Genomic DNA, 14924 nt, shown 5'->3' with positions numbered 1-14924 from the left:
CTATTTTTCTCTCAACCAGGCCAAAGCGGCCTTGTCGTCTGAGGCTTTTACCTCAACCCAACGAGAATTATCTCGGGTGAACTCTTTTTTCCACAAGGGGACAGATTGCTTAAGCATATCCATTAAAAAGTTAGCGCCTTCAAATGCCGCAGCGCGATGGGGTGCGGCAGTGCCAACCCAGACTATTTGCTCGTCGTTATATAATCGGCCAACACGATGAACCGCGCCTGCCGAGGTGAGCGAAAATCGAGTGATGGCTTCTTGCACTAAGTTGGTTAGGGCTTGCTCTGTCATGCCAGGGTAATGTTCAAGCTCAATACCTAAAATATTACCATCGGCATTGTTGTCTCGTACCAAGCCGGTAAAAGTAACAATAGCGCCTACATTGCCTTTGGCTTTTTGGCTAGCTTCTTGGCGTAAGCGATTGTATAACCACTGTTGATCGAAATCGGCGTCGCCAATTAATGCGAACATGATTACCCCCCTGTTACTGGTGGGAAAAAGGCAAGTTCGTCACCTGGTTGCACATGAGTTTGTATATCGCACAGTTGCTGGTTTCGCGCCATTAATACACTGCCATTCTCGCTACCAGCAGAGGCACCAAGGGCTTGCGACCATTTGTCACTACGGCTTTTTAGCAAGGTAATAACGTCACCCATGGTGATGGCACTTTCAGGCAGCGTTAATGTAAAGCTACCTTCTTGGGTAATTTCACGTAATTGCGCAAAGGTTTTCACGGTTACATTCATGTTGAGTCCTATGAAGGTAAATTACTCACCTAATGTTTTATTGTCGTTGGTGTGGCTGCTAGCCGGCTCATCGATGCTTTGCCAATGACCCGTTTTACCCCCTTTTTTATCGAGTACCTGAATGCCTTCTAAGCGCATACCAGGGTCGATAGCCTTACACATATCAAACAAGGTAAGCAGGGCCACGTTCACACCGGTAAGGGCTTCCATCTCTACCCCTGTTTTGCCACTTAGTTTACAAAAACAGGTGGTTTTTATGCGGTTATTTTCGGGCTCGATGGCAAAGTTTACATCTACTTTCGAGAGCGCAAGAGGGTGGCATAACGGAATGAGATCGGCGCATCGCTTTGCCCCCTGAATACCTGCAATACGCGCAACGGCAAATACGTCGCCCTTGGCAATAGTGGCATTGCTTATTTGGTCGATAACCTCTGGACTGGTATATAAATACCCTTGGGCAGTGGCTTCTCTGACGGTTACTGCTTTATCGCTAACATCCACCATGTTAGCTTCGCCGCCTGCATTTAAATGACTAAATGTGGCCATTACGACACCAAGTGTTTAACGAAATTACAGGGTTTAAAATCGACATCTAACTGGCTAGCAATAATTTTTTCCCAACCGGTTTTACAAGCGCCTGTAGAGCCGGGTAAGCAAAAGATGACAGTATTGTTGGCAAAACCAGCAATAGCGCGAGACTGGATGGTAGAAGTACCAATTTCTTGGTAGCTTACCTGGCGAAACAATTCACCAAAGCCATCGACCTGTTTATCGAACAACACACTGATAGCTTCTGGCGTAGAGTCTCTGTGGGTGAAGCCCGTGCCACCAGTAATTAATATACCGTTAATATCGGGGTTTGCTATCCACGCCGACACTATAGCGCGCTGCTGATAGATATCGTCTTTTACTAAGGCTCTGTCGCCTAAGTTATGCCCCGCAGTATTTAATGCGTTAGTTAAATAATCCCCTGACTTATCATTTTCAAGTGTGCGGGTGTCAGAAATGGTAAGTACCGCCAAATTAAGCGGCTGACTAACTACAGACATAAGAAATCCTAAATTGATATGCGACATTTATTCAGGCTTTGATAAAGTACGCCTAAATTAATACATCATGTTACGTTCAGCTTACCACATTGATGTATGCGGCAACATATACTGCGCCAGCGGCGCTCCGGTTTTTTAGTCAGACGCTGAGCTGTTATAAAGAGTCGATTTTATAACATGCTGCGCCCAACCTGAAAATTGTTGTGGATTGGGAGCATGACTCATTGCCTTGTACCAATATGAATTAAAAATAGTGGTAAAGCTAAAAAGCACAACGTAAATAATACAATTTATCTATGAGGGTAAAAGGATTGTATTCAATAGCTTGGATGTCAATTACTTGGGCAACCAGTTTCCTTTTTGCTACTGTGCCTTACTTGCTCACTTATTTTTACACTAAGGTTAATGCGTAAATGAAAACCCCGCTATCTACTAAGCAGGTAATGCGATACAACCGGCAAATTGTACTGCCTCAAGTTGATATTGATGGTCAGGAATTGTTGGCGTCGTCTCGCATTCTAATAATTGGTGTAGGCGGTTTAGGTAATGCGGCGGCCACGAACTTATGTGGCAGTGGTGTGGGCAAAATTACGCTGATAGACAACGATATTGTTGAGCATACCAACCTCCCCCGCCAAACCTTGTTCGATGAAAGCCAAGTTGGACAGTCAAAAGTGATGGCAGCGAAAGTCAGACTATCGCAAATGAATAGCGATTGTGAAATTGTCAGTATTGAAGCGAGTTTGCTTCAAGACAATATGCCACTTACTGCTGGAAACCGCGCGGGAGAAGAACGCACTGAGACAAACAGCGCAGAGGAAGGGGCTACTAAGACAGGTGCGACTGAATTAGAGAAACCTGAAATCAATACCCACAAACTGTTTGGCGAGCACGACATTGTGCTTGATTGCACCGATAATACTCAAAGCCGCGACCTTATAAACCGCTTGTGTTATAAACACGGCGTTCCTTTAATTTCTGGGGCAGCCATTCGCTTTGAAGGTCAATTATTCGTAGCTAAACCCGGCGAAAGCCAATGCTATGCGTGTTTACGTAGGTTATTTAGCGCGCCTGAATTAAGCTGTACCGAAGCAGGTATTTTTTCGCCCATCGTGAACATTGTAGGGACCTACCAAGCACTGCTTGCCATGCAGGTATTAATGGGAGTAGGTTCAGTTCCGGTAAATACCTTGTTGACCTTCGATGGTTTGCAGCATGAATGGCAACAATGGACGCTACCCGCCACACTGCAGTGTGATGTTTGTGGTAATCAGAATAAAGATGTTGATGAAGGTTAGCGCATATGAGTAACAAAAGTATTAGCATGGGCGTTTTATAAGTTCCTGCATAAGTACTTATATTGGCACTAATATAAGCGCTAGCATTAGCGCTAACGAGAGCATCAATAACTAACAACGACATGAATAACAACGAATTAAAAAGAGAGAGTTATGACAACTGAGGTTGTTAAGCAGCATATTGTCGTGGCGCAAAACGCCTCTGGCAGAAACATGAATGTGCCCATTTACAGAATGCGAGGCGCAAGACCCGGCCCCACCGTATACATTCAAAGTTCGATACATGGCGCCGAAGTGCAAGGTAACGTAGTGATATACCACCTTATCCAACGCTTAAAAGACATGGATATTTGTGGTGAAGTTATCTTGGTACCCAATTGCAACCCGGTGGGCACTAATATAAAAGCCGGCGAATACACCATGGGCCGCTTCGACCCTGTCAACGGCACCAATTGGAACCGAGGCTATCATTTTGACAAAGACAGTGTTGAGCAATTTGCTAACACCGTTACCCCAGAAGAGTCGGTACAAGGCATAAAGCAGCGTTTCAGAGCGTTTTTATCAAACGCGATAGATACTAAGCTTGCCACACCTTGGGGTTTGGGCTTAGCACAGCAGCTAAACTTAAAACTACAGCAATTAGCGGTGAACGCTGATTTTGTACTGGATTTGCATAACGGCCCTGTTTCAACACGCCATATTTATGTGCCTGAGTATGCTAAGCCTAGCGCTAGTTTGTTTAACATACCCCATTGTATTTTTATTCCCAATGTTTTTGCTGGCGCATTAGATGAAGCTACTTTTTGCCCATGGTGGACGCTACAAGAAAGTATTGAGGCAAACCTGCAGCGAAATATTGAGTTTAACGTTGAAGCTTTTACGCTTGAAATGGGTAGCCAAGAGGTGATTAATTTCACCGAGGGCGATGTGGATGCACTTAGTATACTCAGTTACCTAAATGCAAAAGGCGCACTGCACAATTGTGATGTTAAGCCTAATGATATGACTCGGTTAGGGGTAATGCTAAAAGACTATAAAACCCTGTTTACTGACTGGGGCGGCATGGTGGAATACCTGGCAAAACCGGGGGAAAGCATTAAGGCTGGTGAGCCCCTTGCGAAAATTCTAAATATTGACGAGCTTGATAACGATAATGGCAGCCGCTTATTAAACGCTCCTTGCGATTTAATCCCTATTTTGCACTTTCCGTCTGCATCGGTATTAAGTGGCACACAGCTTTATAAAGTATTTACTAATTACGAAACGCTCACCTAACAAAGGTGAGCAGCATGGCGCTAGTGGTCAAATGCGCCTTTTTGTAAAAAATGAACAGTTTGCTTTGCCACTTCTTCGCTATATCGCATTTGAGAATGGCCAACGTCGATGGTGATAAAATCAGTCATGCCTTCCAATTTAGTAGACTCTACTGATACCAGGCCATCGTTTGGCCCGTTGAACCTGTCGTTCGTTAAGCCTAACGGCTTGGTGCCCGCAATAATGCCAATAGTGAAATCTACCGCATCAAGGTTATTGCCCAAGCTTCTAGTGCCAGTGACTAACGCACGGCTAATTCCCCCACCTAGGTTCATTAACCAGCTGTCATTATAATGATCGGCTAATTCACTGCCTTTGTTTGGTGTACCTACCAGTACTACCTTTCCCACGTTCACGGCTTCTAAGGCTTCTTCATGGTTTTGCAAGTATGCTCTAATGACTAAACCACCAAGCGAGTGCCCTACAAAATGTACTTTGGGGGCATTTTGTAGGCACACATCTATTTGGCTGGCTGTTTCATCTAATACCGAAGCCACACTCACCCCGATGGTAGCGTAGTCTAATAGACATACTTTATAGTTCGCGTTCTCCAACCGCTTAGCAAAACGCCACATTGCCCAATCACTTCTACCCAACCCGAGGGCTAGCACAACAATCTCATCATCTGCTTGGTAATTAAGCGGCTTCGCTTCAGAGGTAGCACAACCCGTAGTTAGAAAAAGCACTAGCAATAAAACCGTTAAAACAATTGTTCGGAGCATCATTTAACCTACATTTTTACGCACCTAACCGATAACATATAACTCTTTTTGAGTTTAGTTCGGCGAATTTCTCCCTTATGAGAGTTCCACCACGAATAGGCAAGTGTTCTTGCAAAAGCCTCTTTTTCAGTGGCATTACTGCTTGTCCAAAACTCAGTATACATGCCTTGGGTTATATACCAATTACCAAGCTTTACACCCGCTGGCGTAGCAGAAAATTTATACTTATTGACTTGGGACTGGTCAAAACGCTTAAACAAAGTATTTGGCTGCGCAGCTTTAAGTGTAATAGCCACGTCTTTCTCGCCTCTCCATCCTTCTTTATCAAGATCTGATTCGACAATACCAATAGCTGTCTCTAGCGATTTCCAGTCTTCATCTGATGCCACACGCCATCCCGCAGGACAAATATTTCGCGAGTTGGAAACATCATTCCAATGATAAAGCCTGCCATAGCTTGATAGATTTTTGTCGTTATCATCCGGGACGAAACCCGTATTAACCGGGGTACCGTCCTGAAATTTAGTCGACCTTAAATTCTCAGCCAGCCAGACTCTATCGCCAATTTTCACAGTGCGATAAACATTACCCTCAATATCTTGTATTAAGCTTTGAGCGGAGTTTTGTTCAAAGCTTTGAGCAGCCTGTTGAGTATTGCTTAACTGACTACTATTGTTAGCCGATGAATTCATTGTTATTAACATACTGATACCCACACCAAAAATTAATTTTTTCATCTTTGAGCCTAAGCATAAAGCGCCTGTCTTATTAAATTAAAGCGGCCAGTTAATAGCAGTTTCTTTCTCAGAAAGCGCCCACAACCGAGTTAACGCGTCTTTCTGCACAACAAATGATTCAAGCTTACCCTCACCTACCGGGCCACCAAAATTCATTAGCCCCGTTGGGCCATAATAAGCACGCTCTTTTAAGTTTTCTTCGGTGGCACACATTACCTCTGGGTACGCGCCCTTTTCAGCCGTTTGCGCCAGGCCGATCTTAACCATAAATGCCCACGAAATTCGGGTCATTAAACTCGCGCTTTCCCTAATAAGGGAAGTATTAGAAGCCCCAGGGTGACAAACGTATACCTTCACACTTTTTCCAGCGGTTTTATTTTGCCTTGGAGTTCATAGGCAAACATCATTTGAGCTAGCTTACTTTGGCTGTACACTTTATTTGGATGGTAGTTCTTATCCCAATTCATGTCATCGAATTGAATGGCTCTTAATCCCATTTTGTGGCCTTCACTAGACACCACTACAATTCTGCCTTTTGATGCTTCAATTCTTTCAAAGAGCAAACCACATAATAAAAAATGACCGTAATGGTTTACCCCTAACTGACTTTCAAACCCATCGACAGTTAGCTGTTGTGTGGAAATTTGAGCAATTGCACCATTACACATAAGCGCATCGATTTTAGGCACCTTTTCTAGTATTTCTTGCGACGCGCCCCTTACTGACGCCAATTCCGCTAAATCTAATGGTATAAAACTGACTTTAGCTTCATCACCAAACTCGGTTTGTAGCTTGGCGATGGCAGCTTCTGATTTGCTAGGGTTACGATTTAGCATTACCACGCTCCCCCCTTTCGATAGCAAGATTCGCGTAGCCTGAAACCCCGCCCCACTATTTGCGCCAGTGATTAGAAACGTTTTTCCCGAAAGAGACCCCAAACGCTCGGGAGTCCAACCTTTAGGGCCAAATGGGTTATTCGTCGCCATAAAATTACCTGCCAATGTTGATTATTCAGTCACCGCTTTGCTTGTGGTAACCCGCGTTAGTCTTTGTGACGTGCTTTACATTCAAACCGCACTATAAAGTGCATTATAGTGCTTGAAAGCTAGATTTATCAGGCGTAATAATCGCTAAAAAATGCCTATTTGTATCAATAAATTTATTTTTAGGTTTACTTACAGTAAGAGGATTACTATTGCGGAATTTGAGATTTATTAGACAAAAATTACTTTGTAAAAATACTGTTTATTTACACAGTTAAATATTCAGTTGCATAAGTCCGATTTATTACGGAATTTTTCCGCCTTTCTTGTGGTGTGCTTTAGGGGTTATCATTAATGACTTGCCAATCAGGAGCTTAAAAAATAGACTGGGATAATAAATCAATGAAATATGGAAATTTTCCACCTTGCATAAAGGATTTTTTCCGTACACTAAATTGTTATGTTCTTTAATGAAGGGATCTTAGCTAATTGATTAAATATAGAAACTTTCGAAAAAGCTTAAAGATTGGAAACCTATCAGGACTAGAAAGTGTTTTTGTGGAAATTCTACTCGGCATAATTTTCTTCATTATCGCTCTACACTCGTTTAAATCTGAGATGCTTATTGTTGCTATACCGTTGGGTCTGCTCAGTGTAGGCTGTACATCAGCTTCTGTTATTTCTTTATATTTCTATATCAAGCTTAGACCACGAAGCCAGAAAGGTAGCGAGTGATTAATCGGCACGAACATAACAAGCAAATTAAGCTCGCTCCCTGCGGTCACTGGGACAATTACTCGTTGGCGGCTGCGCCATTTTCGCCAACGAGTAATTGCCCCTTATTAGGGTGTTATGTGCAGGTTTAATTTATGAGGGTTAAATGGATTATTTCTCTTCATGCTCATGCGAAGCCGTTCGCGTAAAACTATCACTTCCTAGGTCAATCGAAAGCTATCAACCTAGAGAATGTGACTGCGACTTTTGTAAGCATCATAGTCTTGCGTACATATCAGATCCGCTTGGAAAGTTAAGCGTTAACTCAAGTGCCTCAGTCAATTTTTTAAAGCAAGGTTCAGAACAAGCCTCCTTTATTCAATGTTCTAGATGCAACCAAGTCGTGGCGGTTTTTTACGATGCAGAAAAAGTTAAAAAAGGTGCTGTATCCGCTACTCTATTTGCCAATCGTCATTCTTTCAATGAATATCAAACCACTTCACCTAAATTGTTGAGTTCGGCAGATAGACGTGAGCGTTGGGGTAATTTATGGTTAACTGTGGTTTTAGAAATAAGCGAAAACACATAACAAAAAAATCAAGTTCGCCCGCTGCGCGGGCTGGGACGCAAACACGCAGGGCGGCTTCGCCATTATGCCCTACGTGCCTGCGCCCCTTATTTAAAAGTTAGAACCACAGGGAACAATAGTGAAAAATTTAGCTGCTTTTATAGTTTTGTTTTGGAGTGTGTTTGCTACTGCGAGCAATACGATTCAATGGAGTAACTTGGCAACAATCGACCAAGAATCCATTAGGTTCACGGCCAGGGAATATATTCAGAATGCCATGCCTGAGCTCAAAGGCGTTGAAGTTAAATTGCTTAATGTCAGTGCAAGCTACGATTTCAGACATGAACATTCGAATTTGCAAGTAATGTTCATGCATTCAATGTCCTTTGTGGAGGGCGAAAGTGAACAACAAGTAGTTTACGTTGATGACAAACCACAAGTAATTGAAATGAATAAGATTCAATACATTTTCATCGACTTTCAAAGAGGTGGTGAGCCTACTCAGCATAGAGTTGAGAAAGTCCCTTTCCATGGCTCTAAACAAGAATTTTTGGAAGAGTTCAGCAGGTTCTAACAAACGCATTAATCACTCGCTTCGCTCGTTGGGGACAAAAACACGTAGGCTCCCTTCGCTTCGCTCGGTATCATAGCCTACGTGTTTTTGCCCATTATGCGTGCCGTTATATTGCAGGAGTAACATGGAAAGTCAGCTCGTAGTTTCATCAATATGGGAAGATGAATCTTTATTTGAAATCTCTATATTCGGTAGCAATGGGCAGTTCTCTGGTCAAGCAGATTGCTATACAAATAGAGAGGAGATTGATCTTCTGGGAAAGCTTCTTGAGAAGTTTCCTCGTAACACAAAAGATGAGTTCGAGTTCAAAAGCCGTTCCACCCCCGATCTTTCATATTTCTCCATTCATGCTTTCTGTATAGACAATTCTGGACATACAATGTTTGCTGTTACTATTGCTCACATCGAATCTTTCACAAATGTCAGAAACGAAAACTATAAAGTTAACTTTGATATGAAAGTCGAGCCTCAAGCAATTTGTAACTTTGGGATGCAGCTTCAGCGCCTAGCGGTTAACCCTCTTGGTAAAACAAAGGCTGTATTGAAAAATGCATTATAACAAAAAAATTAAGTACGCCCGCTGCGCGGGCTGGGACGCAAACATGTGGGCTGGCTCACTTCGTTCGGATTTTAGCCCACAGGTCTGCGCCCCTTATTTAAAAGTTAGGTAACAGATGGATTTGAGTTCAATAGATTTAGCAATAAAGTACCACTCGTTAGAAGACGAAGAATGGGCTAAAAACGGCGGCACTTCAATCATCATCGCTGCTGGTAAGTTTGTTTTTAAAAACAGTGAGTTTAAAACCGCTAAAGAGTTAATAGCACACATTGAGCAACAATCCCCTAAGAATGTATTAGTTCTGTACGACAACGATACCGTTCCAACAGTCATTGTATCTGTAGTAGATCAGTGTAAAAAAGCTAATGTAGGCAAGTTAGTAATAAAGAGCATCGAGGGATATGGACGCTAAGTTACCTAACAAAAAAATTAAGTCACTCACTTCGTTCGCTGGGACGCATACACGTGGGCTGCTTCGCATTATAGCCCACGCGTCTGCGCCCCTTATTTAAAAGTTAGGTCTTCAAAATGGAATTTTACACTTCGTCTCTGAAATGGTTAAACGGTAACCAAGGCGTTTTAGCCGTCATAATATTCCTTTTAACACTTCTATTCGGATGGATTAGCGGAATATTTCGCGCTCTTCAGAAAAAGCCAAGGTTCAAATTATCGCTAATACCTGGCCCAACGTTCACAACAACGACTATTACAGGACACTTAGACAACGGAATACCAACACATAAAACAGCCATTGCTCTGTATTTAAGCGTTGCAAATATTGGAAGCGCTCCTTCTGAAATTAAATATGTTAAGGTCGGATACCATTGGGATATAAAACCATTCCGCAAAGAGTGGTTTAAATATAGGTTGGGCTGGTTTTGGCTAGACTTTCAAACTGCAGCATTAGAGGATTTTCATTGCGAGATCGGGGACAAGATTAAAGTATTCCCTTTTTTGCTCCAAGGAAACTCTCTGACTGGAATAGCAGCAAATACCTACCTAACCGAAGGCAGAGTTGTTAATGGTGTGATCTACTTCGAACAGCAAGAATGCTGGGGAGCAAGTTATCCTAAAGAAAAAAATGGCAAAACGAAGATTAAAATAGCAGTCGTTGATGCCAATGATAAAGCACATGTGGCAACCAAAGAAATTGATGTCGTAGAATTGGGTTATGCTCGTACATTTAACCCGTCATTTGGCTCAACACTGGACACACTCAACGGGCAACAGACCTAACAAGCGCATTAACTCGCTCGCAAGCGCGCTGGGACAATAACACGTAGGCTCAGTCGCTTCGCTCCAATTTTAGCCTACGTGTTATTGCCCGTTATGCGGGTGTTATAAGGCGTCAGCCTAAACCTCGTTTGGCTTAATACAAATCCCAATGCAACTACCCTCACCGGCTTTCACCAACATCGCTCTGGCTTTAGGTGGTTTTAACTTCGCCGCATTGACTTCGAAGGTCGCGCAATAGGCGCTTTATCGCCTAGTTATTATTTCAATTTTGCTAGCGCCATTGCGTCTGTCAGCTCAAATAGCAGCTTGCTTCAGTCAAATCAATACCATCACAGCACTGTTGTTTTACTTGTTTGTGTTAATAATCAATCGTATGCTGACTTTATTAATTTTTAATAAGGCCAAAGGAACAGGCTCTGCTTCTAACAAGGCGCTCAAGTCACTCCCTTCGGTCGTTCGGACGCATTTACGCGGGGCGGCTTCGCCATTATGCCCCACGCAACTGCGCCGCTTAGCTTAAAGTTATACATCCTAGGAAAAGTGTTGTGCTAATTCGAGCGATTAATAGTCAGAGAAGATTAAAACCTTACTTTTACTCGCAGTCTGCGAAAGTTGGCGGCATTGGTTGCCTATTTGGATTTTTAGTAGCATACCCGTTGTTCTTTATCATTGCCTCAAGTTTTGGAATCGATTCAGATATACCAATCCGTAGCTACGATAGTGGAACAGTAATGGTAGTGTTCACAATATGCTTCTTAATTCTTTGCTTATCGTTATATTCATTTTGTGCTTTAACTGCCTTCATTTACTATGGCATAAAGTGCAAGAAAGGACATATTGATAGGCAAGAACTTAATAACATTGTATTTAAAGGTATCTATCCAAAGCGGTGGCAACGTGGGCTTTAGCTCGGATGTATAACAAACCACTCAAGTCTCTCGCTTTGCTCGCTGGGACGCTAACACATGGGCTGCGTCACTTCGTTCCTAATTTTAGCCCATGTATTATCGCCCCTTAGTGGGAAGTTATATGCCAGTAAGCATCTCATGATTTTAAATAAAGAATTAAAACAACTAGAAGAAAAACTAACTCTTCAAAGTTCTTCAGATATAAATCAGGAAGCCAATGAAAACCTGGTTTCATTCGGTTTTAGTAAGCAGGATACTACTCTAACCACTAAAAGGGATATTGAGTTGTTTTTATCCCGTGTTTTGTCGATATACAGTTCAAGTAATGTTGGTAACGATAAATTGTTTTACGCATGGCTCGATGAAATGTCGTCACAAATTCGCGTAAGTGCAGTCTCAACAAATCACAATACATTACCATTTCGAACTGAACTAGAGTGTTGTACTTTGGAAGAACTCGCTACTTCTATAAAACGATACGACAGTGGTGCGTTTACTAGTGGTAGTATTAAGATTTTTAAGAGTAGCATATAACAAAACACTAAAGGCGCTCGCGCTGCTCGCTGGGACGCTAACACATAGGCTGCGTCACTTCGTTCCTAATTTTAGCCTATGTGTTATCGCCCCTTAGTGGGGTGTTAGGAGCCAGTCGATCAATGGATGATTTTTCTAAAAGCATCTCAGAGAAGTTCAAAGAAACGTTTCCTTCTTGGGCTAAGTATTGCTGCGAAAAGCAATACGAAGATACTTTTGTCTTGGAGGTTAAAATTCCGCGCCCGATAAATGATGGTGTTCCGTTCCTTGCTCTTGATACGTGTGATGATGAAGTAACTGTGTCTTTTGATTCATATCACGCTCACTTCAGTGACTTTGGCAATGAAAAGTCATTCGATGATGCTCTTAATTTTATAAATAAGATCATTTCTGAAAAATACGCAATGGTGAGTTACTCTAGAGGGACTAATTGGTGCGGTTCAGAATTAATTGCTTCTTGCAATCTCCCTCAAGATAACTCGGAATATCCATACGCAGACACGTTAGTTATACGCTCATGGAATGGAAGTTTTGATCAGGAAATAGAATGCTTTGCGAAGAACTGAGCAATGCTCCTAACAAACGCATTAACACTCGCTTCGCTCGCGGGGGACAAATACACGTAGGCTCCCCTCGCTTTGCTCGGTATTTTAGCCTACGTATAATTGCCCGTTATGCGGGGCGTTATGTGCCACGGGAAGTTTGGAATCTATGGAAGAATCAACAATAAACCTATTGAGCTTACTTGTATCAATCATCGCTGCTTCTATTTCTGCTGTGGCTTTAATAAGAACAAGAAAGACACAATCAAAGTTTTTGGAATTAGAAAAAATTCATGCTGAGCTAAGCCAGCGTCAAATAAGGGAACTCGAAGAGTCAAACAAAGACAAACTGAGGACGACAATAGATCTAGAAATAGTCTCTGGTTCTTTATTTGTTCGCAATGTAGGCAAATCGAATGCATCAAATATTAATATTTCCTTTGAGAACGATGATGAAAACAGGATCGTTGAGAGCGAACTAAAGCAGCTACCAATTCAAAAGCTAAAACCCTTTGCCGATTATAAACTGCTAGGCTCTTATGATACTTTTGATTCACCGGACGTCATAACCGTATTGGTCAGTTGGACAAATCTTGACGGTTCAAGCGGCTCAAGTGAAGAGGTTTTAAAATGCTACTAGCACATAACAAACAACTGTAGCCGTTCGCTGGCGCTCACTGGGACAATAACACGCAGGCTCAGTCGCTCCGCTCCCAGTTTAGCCTGCGTGTTATTGCCCCTAAGTTGGGCGTTATGTGCAAGGTTGTTAAATATGGATGTCATCTCTTCGCAAATAGAGATTGAAAATTTTGTCAGTACCAAGTGTAAAAAGGTCGCTGTTAGTAAAAGCGGTTGGGACAGTCTGTATATAGAAAAAGAAAATGGCTGTTACTGGATTAAAAGTTACCCAGATGGTGCGTTACATGGAGGAGGTCAGCCAGTTCTCTCCAAAATAGACAAAACAGTAGTAAAAGAGCAATTTGATGTTTGAAGCAATTGCACATAACAAAAAAATCAAGCACGCCCGCTTCGCGGGCTGGGACGCATACACGCAGGGCGGCTTCGCCATTATGCCCTACGTGCCTGCGCCCCTTATTTAAAAGTTATGCATCAGGATGAACATGCAAAATAAACTCTTTTTTGTCGCTCTAATATTAGTAGCCGTATTTTCGTTCTTAGCAGGTAAATATTTTACACATTCAAAAAAGAGTTCAGAATACATAGATGCGTTAGTTACGACTGTCAATTTGTCTTCCGATCGTTGGGATGAAATCCAGCTTCTTACTGTTTTATATGAGGCCTCATTGCAGGACAAAGAAGCTGCGAAATTTCAGTATATTCTTGCAGTGTCGCTCATGTTTCGTGACGATATTCGCCTAAGAGATATCTATAAAAATGACTTTGGTTTAAGTACCGGAACCTACAGTACCAATAACGCCGTCATTGAATCTTTGAAAAAACACGGTTTTACAGAGTGCGCTAACCTAGATGGCGCAAATTTAGTCCAATGCAACTTGGATGTTTTAGAGAATGATGCATAACAACCCAATCAACACACTCACTGCGTTCGCTGGGACGCATACACGTGGGGCGGCTTCGCCATTATGCCCCACATGCCTGCGCCCGTTATTGGAAAGTTAGAAGGCGTCAGCCTAAACTGCGTTTCGCTTAATACAAATAACAGTTCAACCGCCCTCACCTGCTGTTCCCAACTTCGCTCTGGCTTTTGGTGGTTTTAACTTCGCCGCATTAACTTCAAAGGTTGAGCAATAGGCGCTTTATCGCCTAGTTATTATTTTAAGTCAGCAAGCGCCATTGCACTTGGTAGTTCAAATGGCAGCTTGCCTCAGTCAAATCAAAAGCATCACCGCGCTGTCGTTTTACTTGTTTGTGTTAATAATCAATCGTATGCTGGCTTTATTAGTTTTTAAAAATGCCAAGGGAACAGGCTCTGCTTCTAACAAAGCGCTCAAGTTCACTCCCTTCGGTCGCTGGGACGCCTATACGCGGGGCGGCTTCGCCATTATGCCCCACGCATCTGCGCCCCTTAGCTTAAAGTTAGGCGTCATTTACTTACAGCATAAAAATGTGGGTTCAGACGTGACATTCCAGCATCAAGGTTGTTTCTCCAGGTTGTCTTTACGGCTTGCTTTTTCGGTAGTTTCAACGACTTTAGAAACGCATTTTTCATCAACACCCCAACGCCTATATTCAACATCACCAGCTTTTTAAACTCGCTCTTTTATCCAGTAATGTCGTTAACATCTGGCATTTCGCACAGGGTTGTTTTATCTTAAATTCAATAATTTAAACAAGCTGGCTAATGAGCTAGTGGTGGCAGCAAAGCTGCGTACTTTCAGTTGTACGCCTAACAAAACGCTCAAGCCACTCCCTTCGGTCGCTGGGACGCCTATACGCGGGGCGGCTTCGCCATTAT

21 protein-coding genes are annotated in these 14924 nt (G+C 42.6%); 13 read left to right on the top strand and 8 right to left on the bottom strand.

All coding sequences use genetic code 11. From position 1 onward, the window contains the following. From AAC006_RS00105 to moaB, 4 genes are read right to left on the bottom strand one after another with little or no spacing between them, the layout of a single operon-like run. Complete coding sequence (locus AAC006_RS00105) at nt 1–474, bottom strand: molybdenum cofactor biosynthesis protein MoaE (protein ID WP_126872749.1); 474 nt, start codon at nt 472–474, stop codon at nt 1–3. 2 nt (nt 475–476) lie between these two features. Continuing rightward, nucleotides 477–749 carry a MoaD/ThiS family protein gene (locus tag AAC006_RS00100; RefSeq protein WP_126872748.1) on the bottom strand — a complete coding sequence of 91 codons (273 nt, stop codon included), beginning with the start codon at nt 747–749 and terminating at the stop codon, nt 477–479. A gap of 21 nt (nt 750–770) precedes the next feature. Then, entirely contained in the window at nt 771–1295 is a 525-nt protein-coding gene (moaC, locus tag AAC006_RS00095) for a cyclic pyranopterin monophosphate synthase MoaC (RefSeq protein WP_126872747.1), read from the bottom strand. Beyond that, nucleotides 1295–1798, bottom strand: a complete 504-nt coding sequence (gene moaB, locus AAC006_RS00090; RefSeq protein WP_013783769.1) for a molybdenum cofactor biosynthesis protein B — start codon at nt 1796–1798, stop codon at nt 1295–1297. Before moaB ends, moaC begins: the two co-directional genes overlap by 1 nt. A gap of 413 nt (nt 1799–2211) precedes the next feature. On the opposite strand from moaB, the gene AAC006_RS00085 reads away from it, so the two are divergent. Further along, a complete protein-coding gene (locus AAC006_RS00085; protein ID WP_126872746.1) occupies nt 2212–3096 on the top strand; it encodes a ThiF family adenylyltransferase in 885 nt (294 codons plus the stop codon). Nucleotides 3097–3249: 153 nt separating this feature from the next. After that, nucleotides 3250–4371, top strand: a complete 1122-nt coding sequence (locus tag AAC006_RS00080; protein WP_013783767.1) for a succinylglutamate desuccinylase/aspartoacylase family protein — start codon at nt 3250–3252, stop codon at nt 4369–4371. A gap of 20 nt (nt 4372–4391) precedes the next feature. Here the strand turns inward: AAC006_RS00080 and AAC006_RS00075 are convergent, their stop codons facing one another. The 4 genes from AAC006_RS00075 to AAC006_RS00060 all read right to left on the bottom strand — a co-directional run bounded on the left by AAC006_RS00075 (nt 4392) and on the right by AAC006_RS00060 (nt 6855). Beyond that, a complete protein-coding gene (locus tag AAC006_RS00075; protein ID WP_260563503.1) occupies nt 4392–5132 on the bottom strand; it encodes an alpha/beta fold hydrolase in 741 nt (246 codons plus the stop codon). A gap of 8 nt (nt 5133–5140) precedes the next feature. Beyond that, nucleotides 5141–5869, bottom strand: coding sequence for a fibrobacter succinogenes major paralogous domain-containing protein (locus AAC006_RS00070; protein ID WP_126872745.1), 729 nt, complete (start codon nt 5867–5869; stop codon nt 5141–5143). Between the two features lie 36 nt (nt 5870–5905). After that, nucleotides 5906–6136, bottom strand: a complete 231-nt coding sequence (locus AAC006_RS00065) for a hypothetical protein (RefSeq protein WP_339890406.1) — start codon at nt 6134–6136, stop codon at nt 5906–5908. Between the two features lie 86 nt (nt 6137–6222). Continuing rightward, nucleotides 6223–6855, bottom strand: a complete 633-nt coding sequence (locus AAC006_RS00060; RefSeq protein ID WP_232363199.1) for an SDR family NAD(P)-dependent oxidoreductase — start codon at nt 6853–6855, stop codon at nt 6223–6225. 877 nt (nt 6856–7732) lie between these two features. Between AAC006_RS00060 and AAC006_RS00055 the strand changes: the two genes are divergently transcribed. From AAC006_RS00055 to AAC006_RS00005, 11 genes are all read left to right on the top strand, one after another. After that, complete coding sequence (locus tag AAC006_RS00055; RefSeq protein ID WP_013785560.1) at nt 7733–8155, top strand: hypothetical protein; 423 nt, start codon at nt 7733–7735, stop codon at nt 8153–8155. Nucleotides 8156–8273: 118 nt separating this feature from the next. Next, the gene (locus AAC006_RS00050; RefSeq protein ID WP_126872744.1) at nt 8274–8708 is read left to right on the top strand and encodes a hypothetical protein; all 435 of its coding nucleotides are present in this window, start codon (nt 8274–8276) and stop codon (nt 8706–8708) included. A 124-nt stretch (nt 8709–8832) separates the two neighbouring features. After that, on the top strand, nt 8833–9267 hold the full coding sequence (locus AAC006_RS00045; protein WP_126872743.1) for a hypothetical protein: 435 nt from the start codon (nt 8833–8835) through the stop codon (nt 9265–9267). Nucleotides 9268–9382: 115 nt separating this feature from the next. After that, the gene (locus tag AAC006_RS00040; protein WP_126872742.1) at nt 9383–9679 is read left to right on the top strand and encodes a hypothetical protein; all 297 of its coding nucleotides are present in this window, start codon (nt 9383–9385) and stop codon (nt 9677–9679) included. A gap of 116 nt (nt 9680–9795) precedes the next feature. Next, the gene (locus tag AAC006_RS00035) at nt 9796–10503 is read left to right on the top strand and encodes a hypothetical protein (RefSeq protein WP_126872741.1); all 708 of its coding nucleotides are present in this window, start codon (nt 9796–9798) and stop codon (nt 10501–10503) included. 1046 nt (nt 10504–11549) lie between these two features. Beyond that, nucleotides 11550–11945, top strand: coding sequence for a hypothetical protein (locus AAC006_RS00030; RefSeq protein ID WP_126872739.1), 396 nt, complete (start codon nt 11550–11552; stop codon nt 11943–11945). Nucleotides 11946–12067: 122 nt separating this feature from the next. Next, nucleotides 12068–12511 carry a hypothetical protein gene (locus AAC006_RS00025; RefSeq protein ID WP_126872738.1) on the top strand — a complete coding sequence of 148 codons (444 nt, stop codon included), beginning with the start codon at nt 12068–12070 and terminating at the stop codon, nt 12509–12511. Between the two features lie 145 nt (nt 12512–12656). Continuing rightward, nucleotides 12657–13127: a hypothetical protein gene (locus tag AAC006_RS00020; protein ID WP_126872737.1), complete on the top strand. Its 471-nt coding sequence runs from the start codon at nt 12657–12659 to the stop codon at nt 13125–13127. 132 nt (nt 13128–13259) lie between these two features. Further along, nucleotides 13260–13478 carry an Imm27 family immunity protein gene (locus AAC006_RS00015; protein ID WP_126872736.1) on the top strand — a complete coding sequence of 73 codons (219 nt, stop codon included), beginning with the start codon at nt 13260–13262 and terminating at the stop codon, nt 13476–13478. Nucleotides 13479–13608: 130 nt separating this feature from the next. After that, entirely contained in the window at nt 13609–14028 is a 420-nt protein-coding gene (locus tag AAC006_RS00010; RefSeq protein WP_126872735.1) for a hypothetical protein, read from the top strand. Between the two features lie 292 nt (nt 14029–14320). After that, entirely contained in the window at nt 14321–14719 is a 399-nt protein-coding gene (locus AAC006_RS00005; protein ID WP_339890400.1) for a hypothetical protein, read from the top strand. Nucleotides 14720–14924 lie beyond the last annotated feature (205 nt).

Source organism: uncultured Alteromonas sp. (assembly GCF_963976965.1).
GTDB classification, from domain to species: Bacteria; Pseudomonadota; Gammaproteobacteria; order Enterobacterales; family Alteromonadaceae; genus Alteromonas; species Alteromonas naphthalenivorans.
The sequence above is the reverse complement of the archived record's forward strand: the minus strand, read 5'-3'. Positions and strand labels throughout refer to the sequence as shown.

What these genes read in the sequence shown, in the direction of transcription:
- AAC006_RS00105 (WP_126872749.1), bottom strand. Translation starts at nt 474, where the DNA reads ATGTTCGCATTAATTGGCGACGCCGATTTCGATCAACAGTGGTTATAC.
- AAC006_RS00100 (WP_126872748.1), bottom strand. Translation starts at nt 749, where the DNA reads ATGAATGTAACCGTGAAAACCTTTGCGCAATTACGTGAAATTACCCAA.
- moaC (WP_126872747.1), bottom strand. Translation starts at nt 1,295, where the DNA reads ATGGCCACATTTAGTCATTTAAATGCAGGCGGCGAAGCTAACATGGTG.
- moaB (WP_013783769.1), bottom strand. Translation starts at nt 1,798, where the DNA reads ATGTCTGTAGTTAGTCAGCCGCTTAATTTGGCGGTACTTACCATTTCT.
- AAC006_RS00085 (WP_126872746.1), top strand. Translation starts at nt 2,212, where the DNA reads ATGAAAACCCCGCTATCTACTAAGCAGGTAATGCGATACAACCGGCAA.
- AAC006_RS00080 (WP_013783767.1), top strand. Translation starts at nt 3,250, where the DNA reads ATGACAACTGAGGTTGTTAAGCAGCATATTGTCGTGGCGCAAAACGCC.
- AAC006_RS00075 (WP_260563503.1), bottom strand. Translation starts at nt 5,132, where the DNA reads ATGCTCCGAACAATTGTTTTAACGGTTTTATTGCTAGTGCTTTTTCTA.
- AAC006_RS00070 (WP_126872745.1), bottom strand. Translation starts at nt 5,869, where the DNA reads ATGAAAAAATTAATTTTTGGTGTGGGTATCAGTATGTTAATAACAATG.
- AAC006_RS00065 (WP_339890406.1), bottom strand. Translation starts at nt 6,136, where the DNA reads ATGGTTAAGATCGGCCTGGCGCAAACGGCTGAAAAGGGCGCGTACCCA.
- AAC006_RS00060 (WP_232363199.1), bottom strand. Translation starts at nt 6,855, where the DNA reads ATGGCGACGAATAACCCATTTGGCCCTAAAGGTTGGACTCCCGAGCGT.
- AAC006_RS00055 (WP_013785560.1), top strand. Translation starts at nt 7,733, where the DNA reads ATGGATTATTTCTCTTCATGCTCATGCGAAGCCGTTCGCGTAAAACTA.
- AAC006_RS00045 (WP_126872743.1), top strand. Translation starts at nt 8,833, where the DNA reads ATGGAAAGTCAGCTCGTAGTTTCATCAATATGGGAAGATGAATCTTTA.
- AAC006_RS00040 (WP_126872742.1), top strand. Translation starts at nt 9,383, where the DNA reads ATGGATTTGAGTTCAATAGATTTAGCAATAAAGTACCACTCGTTAGAA.
- AAC006_RS00035 (WP_126872741.1), top strand. Translation starts at nt 9,796, where the DNA reads ATGGAATTTTACACTTCGTCTCTGAAATGGTTAAACGGTAACCAAGGC.
- AAC006_RS00030 (WP_126872739.1), top strand. Translation starts at nt 11,550, where the DNA reads ATGATTTTAAATAAAGAATTAAAACAACTAGAAGAAAAACTAACTCTT.
- AAC006_RS00025 (WP_126872738.1), top strand. Translation starts at nt 12,068, where the DNA reads ATGGATGATTTTTCTAAAAGCATCTCAGAGAAGTTCAAAGAAACGTTT.
- AAC006_RS00020 (WP_126872737.1), top strand. Translation starts at nt 12,657, where the DNA reads ATGGAAGAATCAACAATAAACCTATTGAGCTTACTTGTATCAATCATC.
- AAC006_RS00015 (WP_126872736.1), top strand. Translation starts at nt 13,260, where the DNA reads ATGGATGTCATCTCTTCGCAAATAGAGATTGAAAATTTTGTCAGTACC.
- AAC006_RS00010 (WP_126872735.1), top strand. Translation starts at nt 13,609, where the DNA reads ATGCAAAATAAACTCTTTTTTGTCGCTCTAATATTAGTAGCCGTATTT.
- AAC006_RS00005 (WP_339890400.1), top strand. Translation starts at nt 14,321, where the DNA reads ATGGCAGCTTGCCTCAGTCAAATCAAAAGCATCACCGCGCTGTCGTTT.